Raw genomic sequence first — 19051 nt, forward strand, 5'->3', positions numbered from 1 at the left:
AGCAGGCGGGGAGAGGGACGACGAAGGGACCCTCGCCGGTGCGAGGGTCCCCTTGCGCACGTCACTTGTTCAGGTAGGCCCAGAACTCGTCGAACGACAGGACCTTGTCGCCGTTGAGGTCCCGCTGCCTGATGATGGCCTCGGCGACCGTCTCCGTGACGTTCCAGTCTCCCCCCTGCGCCAGGGCGGACTTGAACTCGGCGGCGGTGATGAATCCGTCACCGTCCGCGTCGATCCGCTCGAACTCCTTGCGTGCTTCCTCGATGTCCGCCACCGATCCGCCCCTTTTGGTCGTGTTTCTCATGCCGTGCTGGCGTACTGACGCTGGTCAGATTAACGGCCCGGCCAGGCCTTCAACGCCTCGACCACCCAGCCGAACTCCTCCTGGAACCTCGGGGGCTCCTGCTCGCCCTTGATCACGGCGGCCAACTCCCGGTAGCGGGCGACCTCGTTGCCGAGGTCGATACGGCGGAGCACGGCCGCGCGGTCGGTGTCCGCGCCGAGCAGTTCGGTCAGGACGGCGTCCGCCTCCGGCGACCGCGGGGTGACCCCGCGCTCCCGTGCGGCGCCGGCCAGCTCGACCAGCCGCTTGAAGAACATCGCCGAGGCGCCGGCCGGGGTGTCCGGGGTGCGGTCGGCGGCGTTGAACTCGATCATCCGGCGCATCGCGGCCCGGAAGTCCGGGTTCTGCAGCAGTTCCGCCAGCTCCACCCAGGCGTCGACCTGCTCCGGCGTGGGATCGTCCGGCAGGGCCACGCCCAGGGTCCGGGTCCGCTCCCGGATCCAGGGGTCGGCGGTGTCCAGCCCGTGGAAGATCTCCTCCACGAAGTCGTCCACGATCCGCTGCCGTTCGGCGGCCGACAGCCGCGCCAGTTTGTTCATGAGTGCCGTCTCCTCTGCGGTCGAACCTCGTCGGGCGACCGTCGACAGCACCGCGCGGGTCACCTTCAGGGACCGGATCTGCGCGTCCAGGGCCGCGACGTGCGTGGCCGCGACCTCCGCGACCGTGCGCTCCCCGGCCAGCACCCCGCGTACGTCGTCCAGGCCGAGCCCCAGCTCGCGCAGGGTGCGGATCAGCTCCAGGCGGGCCACGGCGGCGCTGTCGTAGAGCCGGTAGCCGCCGGTGGAGCGGGTCACCGGGGGGAGGACGCCCTCGTCGGACCAGTAGCGGATGGTGCGCACGGTCAGCCCGGTGGCCCGGGCCAGCTCGCCGATGGTGAGGAGTCCGGTGCCGTCTTCGGTCATGTCGGCGAGTCTGGGCCTTCCAGTGGGTGGAGACTCAAGGAGCGGGCCCGCGGACCCGCTCCCCGGCCCTCAGCGGAAGATGCCGGTGTGCCCGAGCGAGTAGCGGCCCGGCTGGGGGTAGACGGCGAGGCCGTGCGGGCCGCTGCCGACCCTGATGCGGGCCAGCTCCTTCCCGGTCCGGGTGTCGATGGCGTACACCTCGGAGTTGTAGCGGCCGGACAGCCACAGCACCTTGCCGTCGGCGGAGACACCGCCCATGTCGGGGCTGCCGCCGCCGGGCAGGTGCCACTTCCGGGTGAGCTTGTTCTTGGTGAAGTCGAAGAGGGAGATGGTGCCCTCGCCCCGGTTGGAGACGTACATCTCGCGGGAGTCGCGGCTGATGTAGAGGCCGTGGGCGCCCTTGCCGGTGTAGAGGAAGCGGGGCCTGGTGAACTTGTCGCCGTCGAGGATCCACAGGCCGTTCGCCACCATGTCGGCGATGTAGAACAGCTTGCCGTCCGGGGCGATCTTGACGTCCTGCGGCATCGCGCCCGGGTACGGCAGCCGCTCCTGGCGGACGACCTTCATCCGCGCGGTGTCGACCTTGAGGAGCTCGCCGCTGAACTCGCAGGAGACGATGAAGTACCGCCCGTCCGGGGAGAAGTCGGCGTGGTTGACGCCGTAGCAGCTGACCGGCACGGACTTGACGACCTTCATGCTGTGCGCGTCACGGAAGACCAGTTGGCGGTCCCTGGAGGCCATGACGACGGCGTACTTGCCGTCGGGGGTGAAGTACAGGTTGTACGGGTCGTGCACGGGGACCGGTCTGCCGGGCTCGCCGGTCTTCGGGTCGATGGGGGTGAGGCTGTTGCCGAGGTCGTTGTTGACCCACAGGGTCTTCAGGTCCCAGGACGGCACGACGTGCTGCGGCTGGCGGCCGACCGGGAAGGTGTCGATGACCTTGTACGTCTTCGGGTCGATGACGGTGACGGTGTTGGAGTTGGTGTTGGGGACGTACACCCGGGACGGGAAGTCCCTGACGACCGGCGAGAGCTGGTTCGGGCGGTCGGCGGAGTAGAGGTCCTTCGCGTTCTCGACCGGGGGCATCCCGGGCAGCACGTTCACCTGCCGCTTGCCGTTCCCCGGCTGGGCCGGCGCCTTGCTGGCCAGGGCCTCGGCGGCGTGGTGCCGGGAACCGGAGGTGCACGCGGACAGCAGGGTCAGGGCGGTGAGGGCGGCACCGGCGGCCAGCAGGCGGGCGGCTTTCGTGGTTCGCATCAGCTCAGCAGCTCCGTGGTGGTGACCGCGCGCAGTCCGCGGCGGTCGAGTTCGTGGAGGAGGTCGGGCAGGGCGGCGACCGTGTCCGGGTACCCGAAGTGCATGCTCACCACCGACCCGTTCCGCGCTTCGGCGAGAACCTTGCGGGTGACGGCGGCGGCGCCGGGGCGGGTGTAGTCGAGCGAGTCGACGTCGTACGACAGCACGTGCGGGTAGCCGGCGGCGCGGGCGAGCCGGGCGACCAGCGGGGAGGCGGTCGGCGAGCGGGAGGGGCGGAACCAGGTACCGATGGAACCGGTGAGCCGCTTCAGCCGGTCCGCGCAGTCGGTGATCTCCTTGCGGGCGTCCGCCTCGGGCAGGTCGTCGACGGCGATGTGCCGCTGGGTGTGGTTGCCGAGGTCGTGACCGCCGTCGAGGATCCGGCGGGCGATGTCCGGGTGTTCGTCCAGCCAGGTGCCGACGGCGAGCACGGTGAGCCGGGCACCGAGCCGCTCGGCCGTGGCGAGCAGGGAGTGGGCGATGGCGGGGTCGCCCTGGCCGTGGAAGGTGAGGGCGACCTGGGGGCGGGTGCGCGGGCCGTGGGTGATCTGGGCGGGCAGGCCGGGGTAGGCGCGGGGGGCGGCGGCCGCACGGTGGCCGGCCGGGGTGGTGGCGGAGGGGGTGGAGGACGGGGACGCGGCGGACGCAGACGCGTGGGGTGGGGCTGCCTGGCCTGTGTCGCAACCGGCGGCGAGCGCGCCGCCGACGACGAGCCCGGCGCCCGCGCGCAGCACCCCGCGTCGGTTGGTGGTGGTCACCCGCACCATTTAAGGGGCGTCAGGTAAGAAAACCACCGATTGGCCCGAAAGGAGGACGATTTCGGGTCGCCGTAGGAAGGGTGTCGTGCCCTCGCTACCTGTCGGCCACCCGCATCTCGAACCACGTGGTCTTGCCCCTCGGCAGCAGGTCCACGCCCCAGCGGTCCGACAGCTTGTCCACGAGGAACAGCCCCCGGCCGCTGACGTCCATCTCCTGGACCGGCATCAGACAGGGCAGGCCGCGCGAGGGGTCGCGGACCTCGACCCGGATCCAGCCGGGGCGGCGGCGCATCCGGAGGCCGAAGACCCGGGCGCCGGTGTGCCGTACGGCGTTGCCGACGAGCTCGGAGACGAGTAAGACGGCGTCCTCGGTCAGCTTGGGCGTGAGCCGCCAGGTGCGCAGGACGACGACCTGGGCGAGCCGGCGGGCGGTCGCCGCGGACTCCGGGCGGGACGGCAGCGGGACCTCCGCCTCCGTCGGGTTGCCGAACAGTTCGAGCGCCTTGAGCGCCTGTTCGTCCTCGACCGCGGGCGACCAGCGTGCCGCGGCCGCACGGCTGTGTCCCCGCGGCTGTTCGATGCCCTCCAGCCCCGCCATGCCCCCCATGATGGCGTTCCGGAGCCGTCTTGGGGGCCGTTCCGAAGGAATACGCCCCCTGCACGCCCCCTTTCTCCACCGATCGAATGGCATATGCCGATGGCACGTAACCGATCGGTAGGGTGCGGTTGACCTGCGAAGACGGCTCACTCCCGGGCAATCGTCGGACCCCCTCGACCGAGCAGGCTTAAGGCTGCCTTAAGGCTCCCATAAACCGCCCCATCGAGGGACCCGGAGGAGACGACACGTCAAGTGCGAGCCGTCCCATGGGAGTTACGGGGACGCGCACAGCACGGACGCTCAGCGGAACCTGGCCTTGCCGGGGCCCTCCTCCACGAAGCTGCGCATGCCGGTCTCGCGGTCCTCGGTGGCGAACAGGCCCGCGAACCAGTTCCGTTCGACGGTGAGGCCGGTGTCGATGTCGGTCTCCAGGCCCGCGTCGACGGACTCCTTCGCCGCGCGCAGGGCGATCGCCGGGCCCTGGGCGAGCTTCGCGGCCCAGGCGTGCGCCTGCTCGTACACCTCGGCGGCCGGGACGACCCGGTCCACCAGACCGATCGCGAGGGCCTCGTCGGCCCTGACCTGACGGCCCGTGAAGATGAGGTCCTTGGCCTTGGACGGCCCCACCAGCCGGGGCAGCCGCTGGGTGCCGCCGGCGCCCGGGATCAGGCCGAGCAGGATCTCGGGCTGGCCGAGCTTGGCGTTCTCGGCGGCGATGCGGTAGTCGGCGCACAGGGCCAGTTCGCAGCCGCCGCCGAGGGCGTAGCCGGTGATGGCGGCGACGACGGGCTTGGGGATGCGGGCCACGGCCGTGAAGGAGTCCTGCAGGGCGCGGGCGCGCAGGACCATCGCGGTGTGGTCCATGTTCTGCATTTCCTTGATGTCCGCGCCGGCCGCGAACACCCGCTCGCCGCCGTAGATCACCACGGCGCGCACGTCGTCGCGGCGCGTGGCCTCCTCGGCGAGCTCCTTCAGCCGGTCCTGGGTGGCGACGTCCAGCGCGTTCATCGGCGGACGGTCCAGGCGCAGGGTTCCGACGCCTTCGGCGACTTCGAGATTCACGGTCATGGAGGCAGGTTAACGGGGACTAACCGCAACGGACCCGGTGCACGGGGGGTCTGGGGGGTTTCCCCCCGGAAAATGCAGCCTCACAGCACCGGGTCCGTACGTCGGTGAAGGTCTACTTCGTCCAGTCCGCCCACGACATGTTCCACCCGTTGAACCCGTTCGCCGGGTCCACCGTGCGGTCGTGGGAGTTCTTCACGATCACCACGTCGCCGATGAGGGAGTGGTTGAACATCCAGGCCGCCGGGGTCGAGCTGTCGTAGCCGCCGCGCACGTCGCGCAGGCCGACGCAGCCGTGGCTGGCGTTGTAGTTGCCGAAGGCGTCGCCGCCCCAGTAGTTGCCGTGCAGGAAGGTGCCGGAGGTGGTCAGGCGCATGGCGTGCGGGACGTCCTTGATGTCGTACTCGCCGCCGTAGCCGACCGTCTCGCCGTTCATCCGGGTGACGGCGAGCTTCTCGCTGATGACCATCTGGCCGTTCCAGGTGTCGTAGCCCGGCTTGCCCGTGGTGACCGGGAGGGTCTTGATGACCTTGCCGTCCTGGGTGACCTTCATCGTGTGCTTCTTGGCGTCCACGATCGAGACCTGGTTGCGGCCGATGGTGAAGGTGAGGGTCTTGTGCTGCTTGCCGTAGACGCCGTCGCGGCCCTCGACGCCGTCGAGGTCGAGGTCGACGGTGACCTTGGTGCCTTCCTTCCAGTACTTCTCCGGGCGGAAGTCCAGGCGGTCGTTGCCGAACCAGTGGCCCTCGACGTCGACGGCCGGCTCGGTCCGGATCCTGATGGCCTTCTCCACGGCGCCGGGGTGGGTGATGCCCCGGGTGAAGTTCACGGAGAACGGCATGCCGACGCCGACGGTGGAGCCGTCCTCGGGGGTGAAGTAGCCCAGGAAGGTGTTCTTCGGGGTCAGCGTGGTGAACGTGGAGTCCTCGGCGGCCTCGCGGCCCTCGGAGTCCTTGGCGACCGCGTGCACCGTGTACTTGGTGGAGGCGGCCAGATGGGTCGCCGGCGTCCAGGACGCGCCCCCGCCGGTGATGCTGCCGGTGACCGCATGGCCCTTGGCGTCCTTGACGGTGACCTCGGTCAGCTTGCCCTTCGCGACGTTCACCTTCAGCGCGCCGCTGGTGTCGACGCCGGTGGCACCGGACTTCGGGGATATGGAGACGGTGGCGGTGGACTGCTGCTTGCCCTGCTGGGTGCTGGAGTCCTCGCCCTTGCCGGCGTCCGATCCCTTGCCCCCTCCCCCGCCGCACGCCGCGAGCGAGAGCACCAGGGCACCGGATATCAGCGCCAGCCCCCTACGACCCCGCCGTCCCGCCACCGACGCCCCCCATACAGGCCGCATGTTCAAGTTGTTCTCCCCTCGCCGGGCCTGGCCCCGGCCCGCTCCCCACCACACTTGGTGCGCGCATATTAACCGCCTGGTTTTGAGCGGGGTGTCAGGCGAATGTCACCGTTCCGTCGCAACTTCCGCCCGCACACCGCCGTCCGAGACCGGGCCCCTCACCTGGTTACTTCACCGCGCTGCCCGCTTTCCACTCCTGCCAGGTCAGGTTCCACCCGCCGAGGCCGTTGTCGGGGGCGACGGTCCTCTCCCGGCTGTTGACCACCTCGACGACGTCACCGACGAGGCTGCGGTCGAAGAACCAGCCGGCCGGGGTGGCGGAACTGCCGCCCCTGACGTCCCTGAGGCCCACGCAGCCGTGGCTGACGTTGGCGTGCCCCGGGGCGTCCGGCGACCAGTAGTTGCCGTGCACGAAGGTGCCGGAGTCGGTGAGCTTCATGGCGTGCGGGACGTCGGGGATGTCGTACTCGCCGCCGAAGCCGACCGTGCTGCCGTTCATGCGGGTGACCTTCAGCATGTCCATCACCACCATGCGGCCGTTGTACGTGGGGTTCTCCGGGGCGCCCGCGGTGATCGGCACGGTGGCGAGCAGCCGGCCGTCCCGGCGCACCTGCATGGTGTGCCGGGCCGCGTCGACCAGCGAGATCTGGCTGCGGCCGATGGTGAAGGCGAAGGTCTTGTCCTGCAACCCGTAGACACCGCGCGCCCCTTGGACGTCCCGCAGGTTCAGATCGACGCTGACCTGGGTGCCGGGCTTCCAGTACTGCTCGGGACGGAAGTCGAGACGGCTGTCGCCGAACCAGTGCGGGCGGATCTCGACCGGGGGCTGTGCGCTGACCCGGACGGCGCGTTCGACGGCGGCCCGGTCGGTGATCCTCCGGCTGAACCTCAGGGACACGATCATCCCGGTGCCGACGACGGCGCGGTTCTCGGGGGTGACGTAGCCGATGAACCGCTCGTCCGGGACGAGCGTGGTGAAGGTGGTGTGCCGGGCCGAGCGGCGGCCGTCCGCGTCCTGCGCCACGACGTCGACGGTGTACTGGGCGGCGAGCGCCAGCCGGTCCCGGTCCGGCCGCCAGGTCCGGCCGTCGGCGCTGATGTGCCCGGGCACCGGGGAGTCCTGCGCGTCCTGCGACCTGACCACGGTCACCTTCCGCAGGCGCCCGTCGGGCACCCGGACCCGCAGCCGCTCGCCGGGGCGGACGGCCTTGCTGCCGTCGTCGGGGGTGACGTGGATGACGTCCTCGGGTGCCGGGGGTTTGCCGGGGGCCCCGTCCAGCCCGAGCGGTCCCAGGCCCCCGAAGGAGCACCCTGCCAGCAGTGCCGCCGACGTCACCGCGGCGGCCAGCGCGGCCCCCGCGCGCCGCGCGCGTCCTTGTACGTGCCTCACGCGCGGCTCAACGACCGGGCCCGCTCCGGGGAAACGTGAGTGCGACCCATGCACTGGGCAGAACAGAGGGAAGGACGACACGCTGGGGAGCCGCCGCGCCCGCGCCGGAGGGGCGCCCTCTTGGATCGGATCGGCTGAAAGGGACGCAGGAGCGCGATCCAGAGGGCGCCCCCGACCGTCGGGGCGCAGCCGTACCGGGCGGCCGGGGGTGCTGCGGGGCAGCCCCGGCGCTTCGGCACGGCCGGTTGCACCGCCCCGGGGCGAGCCACTGAAAGAGGGGCCGACAGGTGACGAGCGCAGCCGAGCAGCGGGCACCGGCCGGGGAGCCGGCCGCCGGGACCGGGCAGCAGCCGGCCGTGGTGAACGGCGCCCGGCGCGCCGCGGTGCCGGCCCCGGTGGTGTGGCCGGGCGCCCCGACCCCGCTGGGGGCCCGGTTCCGGGTCGGCCCGGACGGGGTCGCGGGCACCAACTTCGCGCTGTGGGCGGGCGGGGCGGAGGCGGTCCGGGTGTGCCTGTTCGACGAGCGGGGCCGGGAGACCCAGGTCCGGCTGACCGAGCTGACGCACGAGATCTGGCACGGCTTCGTGCCGGGCGTGATGCCGGGGCAGCGGTACGGCTACCGGGTGGACGGCCGCTGGGACCCGTGGACCGGCGCCCGCTGGAACCCGGCCAAGCTGCTGCTGGACCCGTACGCGCGCGCGGTGGACGGCGAGTTCGGCCTGCCGCCGGAGGTGTACGGGCACGTCCGGGACTGGCCCCAGCAGCAGGTCGCCGACACCGTGCGCGACGACCGGGACTCGGCGCCGTACGTCCCGAAGGGGGTCGTCGTCGACGATGACGACGACTGGGAGGACGACCGCCGGCCGAAGACGCCGTGGGCCGACTCGGTGATCTACGAGCTGCACGTGCGCGGCTTCACCAAGCTGCACCCCGGCGTCCCTCAGGAGCTGCGCGGCACCTACGCCGGCCTCGCGCACCCGGCGGCGATCGAGCACCTGGTGCGGCTGGGCGTCACGGCCGTGGAGCTGCTCCCCGTGCACCAGTTCGCGCACGAGGACCACCTGCTGCGCCGGGGCCTGCGCAACTACTGGGGCTACAACTCCATCGGCTACTTCGCCCCGCACGCCGCCTACGCGGCCTCCGGTACGACGGGCCAGCAGGTCGGCGAGTTCAAGCGGATGGTGCGCGCGCTGCACGCGGCCGGCATCGAGGTCGTCCTCGACGTGGTCTACAACCACACCGCGGAGGCGGGCGAGCTGGGCCCGACCCTGTCCCTGAAGGGCATCGACAACCGCGGCTACTACCGGCTCCAGGACGACGCCCGCCGGTACGCCGACTACACCGGCTGCGGCAACACCCTGCACGTCGTCCAGCCCCAGGTGCTGCGCCTGATCACCGACTCCCTGCGCTACTGGGTCACCGAGATGGGCGTGGACGGCTTCCGCTTCGACCTCGCGGCGGCGCTGGCCCGCTCGATGCACGACGTCGACATGCTGTCCCCGTTCCTCGCGGTCATCGCCCAGGACCCCGTGCTGCGCCGGGTGAAGCTCATCGCCGAGCCGTGGGACATCGGCTCCGGCGGCTACCAGGTGGGCGCGTTCCCGCCGCTGTGGACGGAGTGGAACGACCGCTACCGCAACGCCGTCCGGGACTTCTGGCGGCACGCCCTGCCGGACGTGCGCGAGATGGGCTACCGCCTGTCCGGCTCCAGCGACCTGTACGCCTGGGGCGGCCGCCGCCCGTACGCCTCGGTCAACTTCGTCACCGCGCACGACGGGTTCACCCTGCGCGACCTGGTGTCGTACGAGCGCAAGCGCAACGAGGCCAACGGCGAGGACAACCGCGACGGCACCGACGACAACCGCTCCTGGAACTGCGGGGCGGAGGGCGAGACGGAGGACGAGCGGGTACGGACGCTGCGCCGCCGCCAGCTGAGGAACCTCCTCACCACCCTCCTGCTGTCCACCGGTGTGCCCATGCTGGTGGCCGGCGACGAACTCGGCCGCACCCAGCGCGGCAACAACAACGCCTACTGCCAGGACAACGAGATCAGCTGGCTGGACTGGTCCCTGCTGGACGACCCGGCCTGGCGGCCCCTGTTCGACCTGACCTCCCGGCTGATCGCGCTGCGCCACCGGCATCCGGTGCTGCGCCGCCGGGCCTTCTTCTCCGGCCGGGCCCACTCGGCGGACGGGCTGCGGGACCTGGCCTGGTTCACCGCCCGGGGCGCGGAGATGACCGAGAGCGACTGGTACGCCCCCGCCGCCACGCTCGGCATGTACCTCTCCGGCCGGGACATCCCGGGCCGCGACGAGCGGGGCGCGCCGGTCGCGGACGACAGCTTCCTCGCGGTCCTGCACGCGGGCGAGCGGCCGACGGGCTTCGTGCTGCCGGGGCCGCCGTGGGCGGAGCGGTACGAGGTCGTCGTGGACACCTCCCGGGAGGAGCAGGCGGACGCCCCGGGCACGGTCCACCCGGCGGGTACGGAGATCACGGTGCCGGAGCGGGCGGTACTGCTGCTGAAAGTGGCCTGACCCTGCGTCGCCCCGCCCGCTGGGTCCTGTCGTCAAACTCCCGCCGTCCGCCCGGAAGGCGGGTTTCGCGCCCGCTGCGGAGCAGCTGATGCCTGCCGTAGGTGCGTGCTCTGGGGGTCCCCCCGGCCGAAGGCTGGGGGAGGGAGTTTGACGACAGGGCCTAGCCCAGGATGCCCCGGTCGTACGCCGCCGCGACCGCCGCCGCTCGGTCCTTCACGCCCAGCTTGGCGTAGAGGTGGGTCAGATGGGTCTTCACGGTGGCCTCGCTGATGAACAGTTCGCGGGCGATCTCGCGGTTCGACGTGCCCTTGGCGACCAGGGCCAGCACCTCGCGCTCACGGGCCGACAGCGGCTCGGCGTCGGTCCTGCGCGGGGTGCGGACCGCGTGGACCAGGCGGGAGGCCACGGCCGGGGAGAGGACCGTACGGCCCTCGGCGGCGGCGCGGACGGCGGTGAACAGCTCGTCGCGCGGGGCGTCCTTGAGGAGGTAGCCGGTCGCGCCCGCCTCGATCGCGGGCAGGGTGTCGGAGTCGGTGTCGTAGGTGGTGAGGACCAGGACCTTCGCGCGGACGCCCCGGCGGGTCAGCTCGCGGATCGCGTCCACGCCCGAGCCGCCGGGCATCCGCAGGTCCATCAGGATCACGTCCGGGTCCAGGGCCGCGGTACGGGCCACCGCTTCGGCGCCGTCCGCCGCCTCCCCGAGTACCCGGAAGCCCGGGGCCGACTCGAACATGCCGCGCAGGCCGTCGCGGACCACCGGGTGGTCGTCGACGATCAGGAGGGTGACGGCGGGCTCAGCGGTCATCGCGGACCAAGGGTACGCGAGCCGACACCGCCGTGCCGCTGCCCGGCTCGGACTCGACCGTGAGGGAGCCGGCGATGCGCTCGGCGCGCGCCCGCATCCCGTCCAGCCCGAAGCCGCCACCGCGGGTGCGCCGCGGTACGGCGGCCGGATTGAAGCCGGTGCCGTCGTCGCGGATGTCGAGGGTGACCTCGTCGCCCATGAAGGACAGGGTCACCCCGACCCGGGTCGGCCGGGCGTGCCGGGCCGCGTTGGACAGGGCCTCCTGGGCGATGCGCAGCAGGGTCGCCGAGACCTCGTCGTGCAGCTGCTCGGCGGTGCCCGTGACGGTGAACTCCGCCCGCACTGCGGTGCGTTGGCCCCATTCGTCGACCGTCTTCTGCAGCGCCTCCGGCAGCCCGTCGGCGGCGAGGGCGACCGGGGCCAGGTTGTGCACCGAGCGGCGGGCCTCGCCGAGGCTGTGCCGGGCGAGCGCGGAGGCGCGCTCCAGGTGGGTGCGGGCGGTGACCAGGTCGGGGGCGTTGGCCACCACCTGGAGCTGGGCGATGATCCCGGTCAGGCCCTGGGCGATGGTGTCGTGGATCTCGGCGGCGAGCCGGCGGCGCTCGTCGGCGACGCCCGCCTCCCGTGCCTGGACGAGGAGTTGCTGGTGAAGCGCCGCGTTCTCGTCCAGCGCCTGCTGCAACGCGGTGTTGGTGCGCTCCAGTTCGGCGATGGTGTCGGCCTGGACGACGGAACGGGCCTGCTCCTGCTGGGCGTAGCGGGTGAACGCGGTGACCAGGCCCATGTTGACGGCCAGGACGAGGAAGAAGCCGGTCCACAGGACCGGCCCGTGCGGTGGCCAGCCGCCCACCTGGCCGCCGGCCATGGTGATGGCGGTCAGGAAGAGACCGGGCAGCACCAGACGGCGGGGCAGGTCGACGGCGGCGGTGTAGTAGCCGATCACGGCGTAGAAGGCGAAGAACGGGTTGAGCCAGGCCAGCACGAAGCCGATGGCCCAGCGCAGGAGGTAGAGGCAGGCACCGGTCCAGTCCGGGTCCGGCCGCCTGCGCTTCCTCCATGCCCAGTACCCCTGCAGCACGGCGGCCGCGACCACCAGCACCGCCGACTGGGCCGTCTTGTGCCGGTCCATGCCGACCGGGTGGGCGGAGATGGCCGCCGCGACGGTACCGGCCACCAGCAGTGCCCAGGGCCCCCACCTGTCGAAGCGCGCCCGGATCTGCGGTTGCGCGGCGTTCGTCATCCCACCAGTGTCCGGCACGGCCCGCTCACTCCCAGCGGAACCAGCGGGCGGCACCGGCCGTGAGCAGCACCGTCCACAGCGCGAGCACACCCAGGTGCGTCCAGCCCGGCCAGTGCCCGGCCGCGGCCTCGTTCAGGGCACGGGCCGCCGCGCCGAACGGGGTCAGACCGACCACCCGGGCCAGCGTGTGCGGCATCTCCTGCACCGGCAGCCACAGACCCGAGCAGAACATCATCGGGAAGAACACCGCCGAGCCGATCGCACCGGCGATCTTCGTGGTGCGGGACACCGCGGAGACGACGGATCCGAGGGCGAGGGCCGCCGCGGTCGCGAGGAGCAGCGCCAGCAGATAGCCGGCCGCCTGCCCGGGCAGCCGTACGTGGAAGGCGAGCCGGCCGACGGCGAGCGCGAGCAGCGCCGAGGCCAGCGCCACCGTGCCCTGCACGACCATCTGCGCGGACAGCAGGGCGGAGGGCCGTACGGGGGTGAGCCGCATCCGGCGCAGGATGCCCCGCTCCCGGTGGCCGGTCAGCACCTGGGGCAGCGCCTGCACCCCGGACATGATCAGGGCGATCAGTACGGCGATGGGCACATAGGCGTCGACCGGCCGCAGCCCGCCCAGGGCCTTGTCGGCGTGCCGGAACGACGGGATCGAGCCGAGGATCACCAGCAGCAGCGTCGGGAAGAGGAAGATCCAGAAGACGGCGCCGGGTTCCCGGCGGAACAGCCGGAACTCGGTGCGCAGGACGGCGGTGTTCATGCCGCGGCCTCCTCGGTGTGGTCGCCGGTACGGTCGGTCCGGTCGGTCCGGTCTTCGGTCAGGTCCAGGAACGCGTCGTCGAGGGTGGCGTCCAGCACCCGCAGCTGATGGGCGGTGACGCGGTGCCGCGCGAGCAGGGTGATGACCGCGTTCACGGTCTCGTCGGTGCCGGAGAGCGTGATCCGGCCGTCCTTGCGCTCGATGGAGGCGATGGCCGGGAGGGCGGCGAGGTCATGGTCGTCCAGCGGGGCCGACGGGGTGAAGCTGATGACGGTGGCGCCCGCCGACCGGCGGATGAGCCCGGCCGGGGTGTCCAGGGCGGCCACCCGCCCCTTGTCGATCACCGCGATCCGGTCGCACAGCCGCTGCGCCTCCTCCATGAAGTGGGTGACGAGCAGCACGGTGACGCCGCTCGCGCGGACGTCCTCGATCAGCTGCCAGGTGTCACGGCGGGCGCGCGGGTCGAGGCCGGTGGTCAGCTCGTCCAGCACGACGACGCGCGGGTGGCCGACGAGGGCGAGCGCGATGAACAGCCGCTGCCGCTGCCCGCCGGAGAGCTTGGCGAACCGGGTGCCGAGCTTCGGGGTGAGGCCGAGGCGTTCGGCGAGCGGCCGCCAGTCGGCCGGGTCCGGGTGGAAGGAGGCGTACAGCTCCAGCGCCTCGCGCACGGTCAGTTTGGGCTGCAGCTCGCTCTGCTGGAGCTGGGCGCCGAGGATCCGGGCGACCTCGTCGTGATCGGCGACGGGATCCAGGCCGGTGACCCGGACCCGGCCGCCGTCGGGGACCCGCAGCCCCTCGACGCACTCCACGGTGGTGGTCTTGCCGGCGCCGTTCGGGCCGAGGATGCCGAAGATCTCGCCTTCCTCGACGGCGAAGGAGACGCCGTCGACGACGGCCCGGCCGCCGTACGACTTGCGCAGATCGGTGACTTCGATGACGGATGGCATGCTCCGAGAATCCCGGGCGGGCGGGGCCCGGCACATCGGCCGCCCCGCTCGAAGCGGCATCGTCCGATCGGTTGAGGCGGGCCTACGACCCGTCGCCCGGAACCCGTGTCCGAGGGGTCGAACGCGCAGGTCGTAGGACCAGCGACGGACCCGGGTCCGGCCAAAACTCGGTGGGCGTTGTCAGTGCCGGTCCGTACGCTCGCGAGTGATGCCCACGACACGTGCAACCACCGAGACCGACCGTTCCGCCGTACGCACGCTGCTGCGCCTGTGGCCGTACGTCCGCCCCGTGCGGGCGCGGCTGTTCACGGCCGCGTTCGTCGCGGTCGTCGCCTCCTGTACCGGGCTGGTGATCCCGCTCGTCCTGAAGTGGCTCGTGGACGGGCCGGTCGCCGACCGTGACCCGGCGGGAGTCTGGCTCGGGGCGCTGTACCTGCTCCTGCTCGGCATCGCCGAGGCGGTCCTGTTCGGCATACGGCGCTGGCTGGTGGCCCGTCCCCTGTCGCACGTGGAGGCGGAGATGCGGGCGGGCCTGTACGGCCATCTGCAGCGGCTGCCCGTCGCCTTCCACGACCGCTGGGCCTCCGGCCAGTTGCTGTCGCGGGGCACGACGGACCTGATGCTGCTGCGCATGTTCCTCGCCTTCCCGTTGACGTTCCTCCTGGTCAACGGCGTCACGATCCTCGTCGGCGTGGTGATCATGCTGATGCAGGACTGGGTGCTGGGCCTGGTCATCCTCGGTCCCGCGATCCCCGTGATGTGGACCTGCGTGGTCTTCGAGCGGCGGTACGCCCTGGTGGCGCGGCGCGCGCAGGACCAGGTCGGCGACCTCACGACGCTGGTCGAGGAGAGCGTGCTCGGCATCCGCATCATCAAGGGCTTCGGCCGGCACCGCAGCCAGGCACGGGCGTTCCGCGAGCTGGCGGTCACCCTGCGCGGCACGGAGCTGCGCAAGGCCCGGCTGCTGGCGGTCATCTGGGGTGTCATCGTGACCCTTCCCGAACTCGCCATCGGCACGGCACTGGTGCTGGGCGCGGTCCGGGTGGCCGACGGCGGCCTGTCGGCGGGCACGCTGGTCGCCTTCCTGAGCACCGCGCTCGCCCTGCGCTGGCCGGTCGACTCCATCGGCTTCCTGCTGGCGATGAGCCAGGAGGCGGCGACGGCGACGGAGCGGTACTTCGAGGTGATGGACGAGGTACCGGAGGATGCGGGGGCCGGCGGTGGGTCGCACGACTCGACGCCGGGAGGCACCGCGGGACTTCGGTTCGAGAGCGTCTCGTTCCGCTACCCCGACGCACCCCCGGGGTCACCTCCCCTCCTCACCCACATCGACCTCCACATCCGCCCCGGCGAGTCGATGGCCCTCGTCGGTGCCACCGGCAGCGGGAAGACCACGCTCACCGCGCTCGTCCCCCGCCTGCACGAGGTCAGCTCCGGCCGCATCACGCTCAACGGCGTCGACATCAACGCGCTGCCCCGCGAGGAGCTGCGCGCCAAGGTCGCCGTCGCCTTCGAGGAACCCACGCTGTTCTCCACGAGCGTCGGGGAGAACGTCCTGATGGGCGCCCCGGACGGTGCCGGAGAGCCGGAGCTGGACCGGGCGCTCGCCGTCGCGCAGGCGGACTTCGCGCACGCTCTCCCCCAGGGCACGGACACCCGCGTCGGCGAACAGGGCCTGAGCCTCTCCGGCGGCCAGCGGCAGCGCCTCGCGCTGGCCCGGGCGGTGGTCGGCAGACCGGAGTTCCTGGTGCTGGACGACCCGCTGTCCGCCCTGGACGTGCACACGGAGGCCGCCGTGGAGGCCGCGCTGCGGCAGGTGCTCGCCGACACCACCGCGCTGATCGTGGCCCACCGCCCGTCGACGGTGCTGCTCGCCGACCGCGTCGCCCTGCTCTCGGGCGGCCGGATCGCCGCCGTCGGCACCCATCACGAACTGCTGCGCACCAACGCCGAGTACGCGCATCTGATGTCCGGGGACGACTCCGGCGGCGCTTCCGGTCGCACTTCCGGCAGCGCTTCCGCTGACGCTTCCGGGGGCGCCTCCGGCGGCGCTTCCGGTCGCACTTCCGGCAGCGCTTCCGCTGACGCTTCCGGGGGCGCCTCCGGCGGCGCTTCCGGTCGCACTTCCGGTAGCGCTTCCGCTGACGCTTCCGGGGACGACTCCGGCGGCGCTTCCGGTCGCACTTCCGGTAGCGCTTCCGCTGACGCTTCCGGGGACGACTCCGGCGGCGCTTCCGGTCGCACTTCCGGTAGCGCTTCCGCTGACGCTTCCGGGGACGACTCCGCCGACGCTTCCGGTGACGAGGAGGGCTCCCGTTGACCACCACGACCGCCGCCACGCCCACCGCCGAGGACGACGAACTCCCCGGCCCGCAGCGGGAGGGCGACGCCGGTGACGGCGACGTCTTCGACCGGGACGTCCTGCCCTCCCCGCCCGGCGCCACGGCCGCCCTGCTGCGCTCCCTGCTCGCGCCGATGCGGGCCCGGGTGGCCGTCACCACCCTCCTGCTCCTCCTCCAGCAGGCGGCGGTGCAGCTGGGCCCGCTGCTGGTGGCGTACGCCATCGACAGCGCCGTACCGGCGTTCCGGGACCACCGGCACGGCCCGCTGATCGCGGTGGCCGTCGGCTATCTGCTGTGCGCCCTCGGCTCCGGCCTGCTGCAGTCCGCGTTCATCGAGGTCTCCGCCCGGGTCAGCCAGGACGTGCTGCTGGATCTGCGGGGCCGGATCTTCCGGCACGCGCAGGCGCTGAGCATCGACTTCCACGAGCGGTACACGTCCGGACGGCTGATCTCCCGCTCCACCACGGACGTGGAGTCGCTCCGCGAACTCCTCAACGACGGCCTGCAGGAGCTCGTGACCGTCGTGCTGTCCTTCGTCTACATCTCGGCGATGCTGCTGTGGCTGGACCTCGGCCTCGGCGCGCTCGCGGTGGCCTCGTTCGTGCCGCTGTACCTGCTCGTCCGGCTCTACCAGCGGCGGGCGGGACGGGTGTACCGGGCGCGGTCGACGGCGATCGCGGCGGTGATCGTGAAGTTCGTGGAGACGATGAACGGCATCCGCCCGGTGCGCGCCTTCCGCCGGGAGGCGGCCAACGACGCCGAGTTCGCCGTGCTCAACCGGCGGCACGAGCGGACCAACGGGGACGCGCTGCTGGAGATGGCCCGCTATGTGGTCGGCTCCCGGCTGGTGGCCAACACGGCGGTCGCGGGGATCGTGCTGTGGGGCGCCTACCGGGTGGCGTCGGGCTCGCTGGAGCTGGGTGTGCTGGCGGCGGCGGTGCTGTACCTGCGCCGGCTGTACGACCCGATCGACCGGCTGGGGATGTTCCTGAACTCCTACCAGTCGGCCGCCGCCTCCCTGGAGAAGGTCGCCGGGCTGCTGGCGCAGACCCCGTCCGTGCCGGAGCCGGCGGCCCCCCGTGAACTCCCGCCGCTCAAGGGGGACTTCCCGGGCCGCGAGGTGGTCTTCGACCGGGTCCGGTTCGGCTACCGCACCGGCGGCGAGGTGCTGCCCCGCTTCGATCTGACCCTGCCGGCCGGGCAGACGGTCGCCGTGGTCGGCTCCACGGGCGCCGGCAAGTCCACGCTCGCCAAGCTGCTCGCCCGCTTCTACGACCCCTCCGACGGCCGCGTACTGCTGGACGGCGTGGACCTGCGCGAGCTGCCCGTGCCGGAACTGCGGCGCGGGGTGGTGATGGTGACCCAGGAGGCCTTCCTGTTCTCCGGCACGGTCGCCGACAACATCGCCATCGGGCGGCCCGACGCCACCCGGGAGGAGATCGAGCGGGCGGCGAAGGCGATCGGCGCGCACGAGTTCATCAGCGCCCTGCCCGACGGCTACGACACCGACGTCCGCAAGCGCGGCGGGCGCATCTCGGCCGGGCAGCGCCAACTGGTCGCCTTCGCCCGCGCGTTGCTGGCCGACCCGGCGGTGCTGATCCTGGACGAGGCGACCAGTTCGCTGGACATCCCGGGCGAGCGGGCCGTGCAGCGGGCGATGTCGACGGTGCTGCGGGGCCGTACGGCGGTGGTGATCGCGCACCGGCTGTCGACCGTGGAGATCGCGGACCGGGTGCTGGTGATGGAACACGGCCGGATCGTCGAGGACGGCCCTCCGGCGGAACTGACCGGCGGCACGGGCCGGTTCGCGGATCTGCACCGGGCGTGGCGGGACAGTCTGGCGTAGTTCAGCGGGTGTTCACGCGGGATATGGTGGGTAGTTGACGGACCATCACGCCCCGTCGGCGCCCGTCCGCGCCTCTCCGTCGGTCGGGATGTCAAGGCCGCGTCAAGGCCTCCCCGTGCACTGCTCTCGCGTGAATAAACGTTCAACCAAAGCGGCTCTCGGTCGGGCAAAGGGGTCTACTCGCATAGACGATCCCGGTGCTGTCATGCTCACGACCGCCCGGACTTCTGCCGGGCACCGCACCGGGAGACCCCCACATGTCCCGAATACCGCGCCCCCTGGTGACCGCCCTCTCCTCCCTCGCCCTCGCTGCGGCGGGCCTCACCGTCACCACCGGCTCCGCCCACGCCGCCGGCTGCAGCCAGAGCTACCTCCCCCTGCCCGACCCGGTCTGCACGCCCGGGGCCCTCAACCCCGACGTCACCCAGGACACCATCGACTCGACCATCTGCGTCTCCGGCTGGACCTCGACCGTACGGCCCCCCAGCTCCTACACCACCGCGCTGAAGAAGAAGCAGATCGCCGCGTACGGCTACTCCGACACCAGCCTCTCGGACTACGAGGAGGACCACTTCGTCCCGCTCGAACTCGGCGGCTCCCCGAGGAGCGAGCAGAACCTCTGGCCCGAGCCGCACTACGGCGCCGAGACCTCCGCGAACAAGGACACCGTCGAGAACAAGCTGAAGAAGGCCGTCTGCGCCGGTGACGTCAGCCTCGCCGACGCGCAGAACGCCATCATGACCGACTGGACGACCGCCCTGTCCAGCCTCGGCCTGAGCTGAGCGATCGCCGCACGCGAGGGCCGGTGCCTCCGCCAGGAGGAACCGGCCCTCCGCCGTACCCACCGCCTGCGCCCCGAACAGCCTCTTTATTCGATGGAGCA

Annotated in this window: 16 protein-coding genes; 4 read left to right on the forward strand and 12 right to left on the reverse strand. The window is 72.0% G+C overall.

Annotated elements, in window-relative coordinates:
- Positions 1-61: 61 nt before the first annotated feature.
- The 8 genes from ABB07_RS11990 to ABB07_RS12025 all read right to left on the reverse strand — a co-directional run bounded on the left by ABB07_RS11990 (position 62) and on the right by ABB07_RS12025 (position 7694).
- Complete coding sequence (locus tag ABB07_RS11990) at positions 62-274, reverse strand: EF-hand domain-containing protein (RefSeq protein ID WP_208903397.1); 213 nt, start codon at positions 272-274, stop codon at positions 62-64.
- A 59-nt stretch (positions 275-333) separates the two neighbouring features.
- Positions 334-1245: a helix-turn-helix domain-containing protein gene (locus ABB07_RS11995; RefSeq protein ID WP_208898710.1), complete on the reverse strand. Its 912-nt coding sequence runs from the start codon at positions 1243-1245 to the stop codon at positions 334-336.
- A gap of 69 nt (positions 1246-1314) precedes the next feature.
- Positions 1315-2502, reverse strand: coding sequence for a YncE family protein (locus ABB07_RS12000; protein ID WP_208898711.1), 1188 nt, complete (start codon positions 2500-2502; stop codon positions 1315-1317).
- Positions 2502-3308, reverse strand: coding sequence for a polysaccharide deacetylase family protein (locus ABB07_RS12005; protein WP_208898712.1), 807 nt, complete (start codon positions 3306-3308; stop codon positions 2502-2504). Before ABB07_RS12005 ends, ABB07_RS12000 begins: the two co-directional genes overlap by 1 nt.
- 85 nt (positions 3309-3393) lie before the next feature.
- The gene (locus tag ABB07_RS12010; RefSeq protein WP_055710475.1) at positions 3394-3897 is read right to left on the reverse strand and encodes an ATP-binding protein; all 504 of its coding nucleotides are present in this window, start codon (positions 3895-3897) and stop codon (positions 3394-3396) included.
- 300 nt (positions 3898-4197) lie between these two features.
- Complete coding sequence (locus ABB07_RS12015) at positions 4198-4965, reverse strand: enoyl-CoA hydratase/isomerase family protein (protein WP_208898713.1); 768 nt, start codon at positions 4963-4965, stop codon at positions 4198-4200.
- Positions 4966-5077: 112 nt separating this feature from the next.
- Positions 5078-6304 (reverse strand): L,D-transpeptidase, encoded by a 1227-nt coding sequence (locus ABB07_RS12020; RefSeq protein ID WP_208898714.1) that lies wholly within the window; start codon positions 6302-6304, stop codon positions 5078-5080.
- A gap of 166 nt (positions 6305-6470) precedes the next feature.
- The gene (locus ABB07_RS12025) at positions 6471-7694 is read right to left on the reverse strand and encodes a L,D-transpeptidase (protein ID WP_208898715.1); all 1224 of its coding nucleotides are present in this window, start codon (positions 7692-7694) and stop codon (positions 6471-6473) included.
- Positions 7695-7981: 287 nt separating this feature from the next.
- On the opposite strand from ABB07_RS12025, the gene glgX reads away from it, so the two are divergent.
- Positions 7982-10228, forward strand: a complete 2247-nt coding sequence (glgX, locus tag ABB07_RS12030) for a glycogen debranching protein GlgX (protein ID WP_208898716.1) — start codon at positions 7982-7984, stop codon at positions 10226-10228.
- 160 nt (positions 10229-10388) lie between these two features.
- On the opposite strand, the gene ABB07_RS12035 is transcribed toward glgX, so the two are convergent.
- From ABB07_RS12035 to ABB07_RS12050, 4 genes are read right to left on the reverse strand one after another with little or no spacing between them, the layout of a single operon-like run.
- Positions 10389-11033 carry a response regulator gene (locus ABB07_RS12035; RefSeq protein WP_208898717.1) on the reverse strand — a complete coding sequence of 215 codons (645 nt, stop codon included), beginning with the start codon at positions 11031-11033 and terminating at the stop codon, positions 10389-10391.
- A complete protein-coding gene (locus ABB07_RS12040) occupies positions 11023-12273 on the reverse strand; it encodes a sensor histidine kinase (RefSeq protein WP_208898718.1) in 1251 nt (416 codons plus the stop codon). Before ABB07_RS12040 ends, ABB07_RS12035 begins: the two co-directional genes overlap by 11 nt.
- 25 nt (positions 12274-12298) lie before the next feature.
- Positions 12299-13033, reverse strand: a complete 735-nt coding sequence (locus ABB07_RS12045; protein ID WP_208898719.1) for an ABC transporter permease — start codon at positions 13031-13033, stop codon at positions 12299-12301.
- Positions 13030-13980, reverse strand: coding sequence for an ABC transporter ATP-binding protein (locus tag ABB07_RS12050; RefSeq protein ID WP_208898720.1), 951 nt, complete (start codon positions 13978-13980; stop codon positions 13030-13032). Before ABB07_RS12050 ends, ABB07_RS12045 begins: the two co-directional genes overlap by 4 nt.
- A gap of 208 nt (positions 13981-14188) precedes the next feature.
- Between ABB07_RS12050 and ABB07_RS12055 the strand changes: the two genes are divergently transcribed.
- From ABB07_RS12055 to ABB07_RS12065, 3 genes are all read left to right on the forward strand, one after another.
- Positions 14189-16300: an ABC transporter ATP-binding protein gene (locus ABB07_RS12055; protein ID WP_244189331.1), complete on the forward strand. Its 2112-nt coding sequence runs from the start codon at positions 14189-14191 to the stop codon at positions 16298-16300.
- The gene (locus ABB07_RS12060; RefSeq protein ID WP_208898721.1) at positions 16297-18168 is read left to right on the forward strand and encodes an ABC transporter ATP-binding protein; all 1872 of its coding nucleotides are present in this window, start codon (positions 16297-16299) and stop codon (positions 18166-18168) included. The genes ABB07_RS12055 and ABB07_RS12060 overlap by 4 nt, the downstream gene beginning before the upstream one ends.
- 257 nt (positions 18169-18425) lie before the next feature.
- On the forward strand, positions 18426-18950 hold the full coding sequence (locus tag ABB07_RS12065) for a hypothetical protein (protein ID WP_208898722.1): 525 nt from the start codon (positions 18426-18428) through the stop codon (positions 18948-18950).
- The last annotated feature ends 101 nt before the right edge of the window (positions 18951-19051 follow it).

Origin of the sequence: Streptomyces incarnatus (assembly GCF_001027185.1) — a bacterium.
Classification (GTDB): domain Bacteria; phylum Actinomycetota; class Actinomycetes; order Streptomycetales; family Streptomycetaceae; genus Streptomyces; species Streptomyces puniciscabiei.

Excerpts from the sequence above, each read along its gene's own strand:
- ABB07_RS12035 (WP_208898717.1), bottom strand. The coding sequence starts at position 11,033 with ATGACCGCTGAGCCCGCCGTCACCCTCCTGATCGTCGACGACCACCCG.
- ABB07_RS12020 (WP_208898714.1), bottom strand. The coding sequence starts at position 6,304 with ATGCGGCCTGTATGGGGGGCGTCGGTGGCGGGACGGCGGGGTCGTAGG.
- ABB07_RS12010 (WP_055710475.1), bottom strand. The coding sequence starts at position 3,897 with ATGGCGGGGCTGGAGGGCATCGAACAGCCGCGGGGACACAGCCGTGCG.
- ABB07_RS11995 (WP_208898710.1), bottom strand. The coding sequence starts at position 1,245 with ATGACCGAAGACGGCACCGGACTCCTCACCATCGGCGAGCTGGCCCGG.
- ABB07_RS12045 (WP_208898719.1), bottom strand. The coding sequence starts at position 13,033 with ATGAACACCGCCGTCCTGCGCACCGAGTTCCGGCTGTTCCGCCGGGAA.
- ABB07_RS12040 (WP_208898718.1), bottom strand. The coding sequence starts at position 12,273 with ATGACGAACGCCGCGCAACCGCAGATCCGGGCGCGCTTCGACAGGTGG.
- ABB07_RS12005 (WP_208898712.1), bottom strand. The coding sequence starts at position 3,308 with ATGGTGCGGGTGACCACCACCAACCGACGCGGGGTGCTGCGCGCGGGC.
- ABB07_RS12065 (WP_208898722.1), top strand. The coding sequence starts at position 18,426 with ATGTCCCGAATACCGCGCCCCCTGGTGACCGCCCTCTCCTCCCTCGCC.
- ABB07_RS12000 (WP_208898711.1), bottom strand. The coding sequence starts at position 2,502 with ATGCGAACCACGAAAGCCGCCCGCCTGCTGGCCGCCGGTGCCGCCCTC.
- ABB07_RS12015 (WP_208898713.1), bottom strand. The coding sequence starts at position 4,965 with ATGACCGTGAATCTCGAAGTCGCCGAAGGCGTCGGAACCCTGCGCCTG.
- ABB07_RS12055 (WP_244189331.1), top strand. The coding sequence starts at position 14,189 with ATGCCCACGACACGTGCAACCACCGAGACCGACCGTTCCGCCGTACGC.
- ABB07_RS12050 (WP_208898720.1), bottom strand. The coding sequence starts at position 13,980 with ATGCCATCCGTCATCGAAGTCACCGATCTGCGCAAGTCGTACGGCGGC.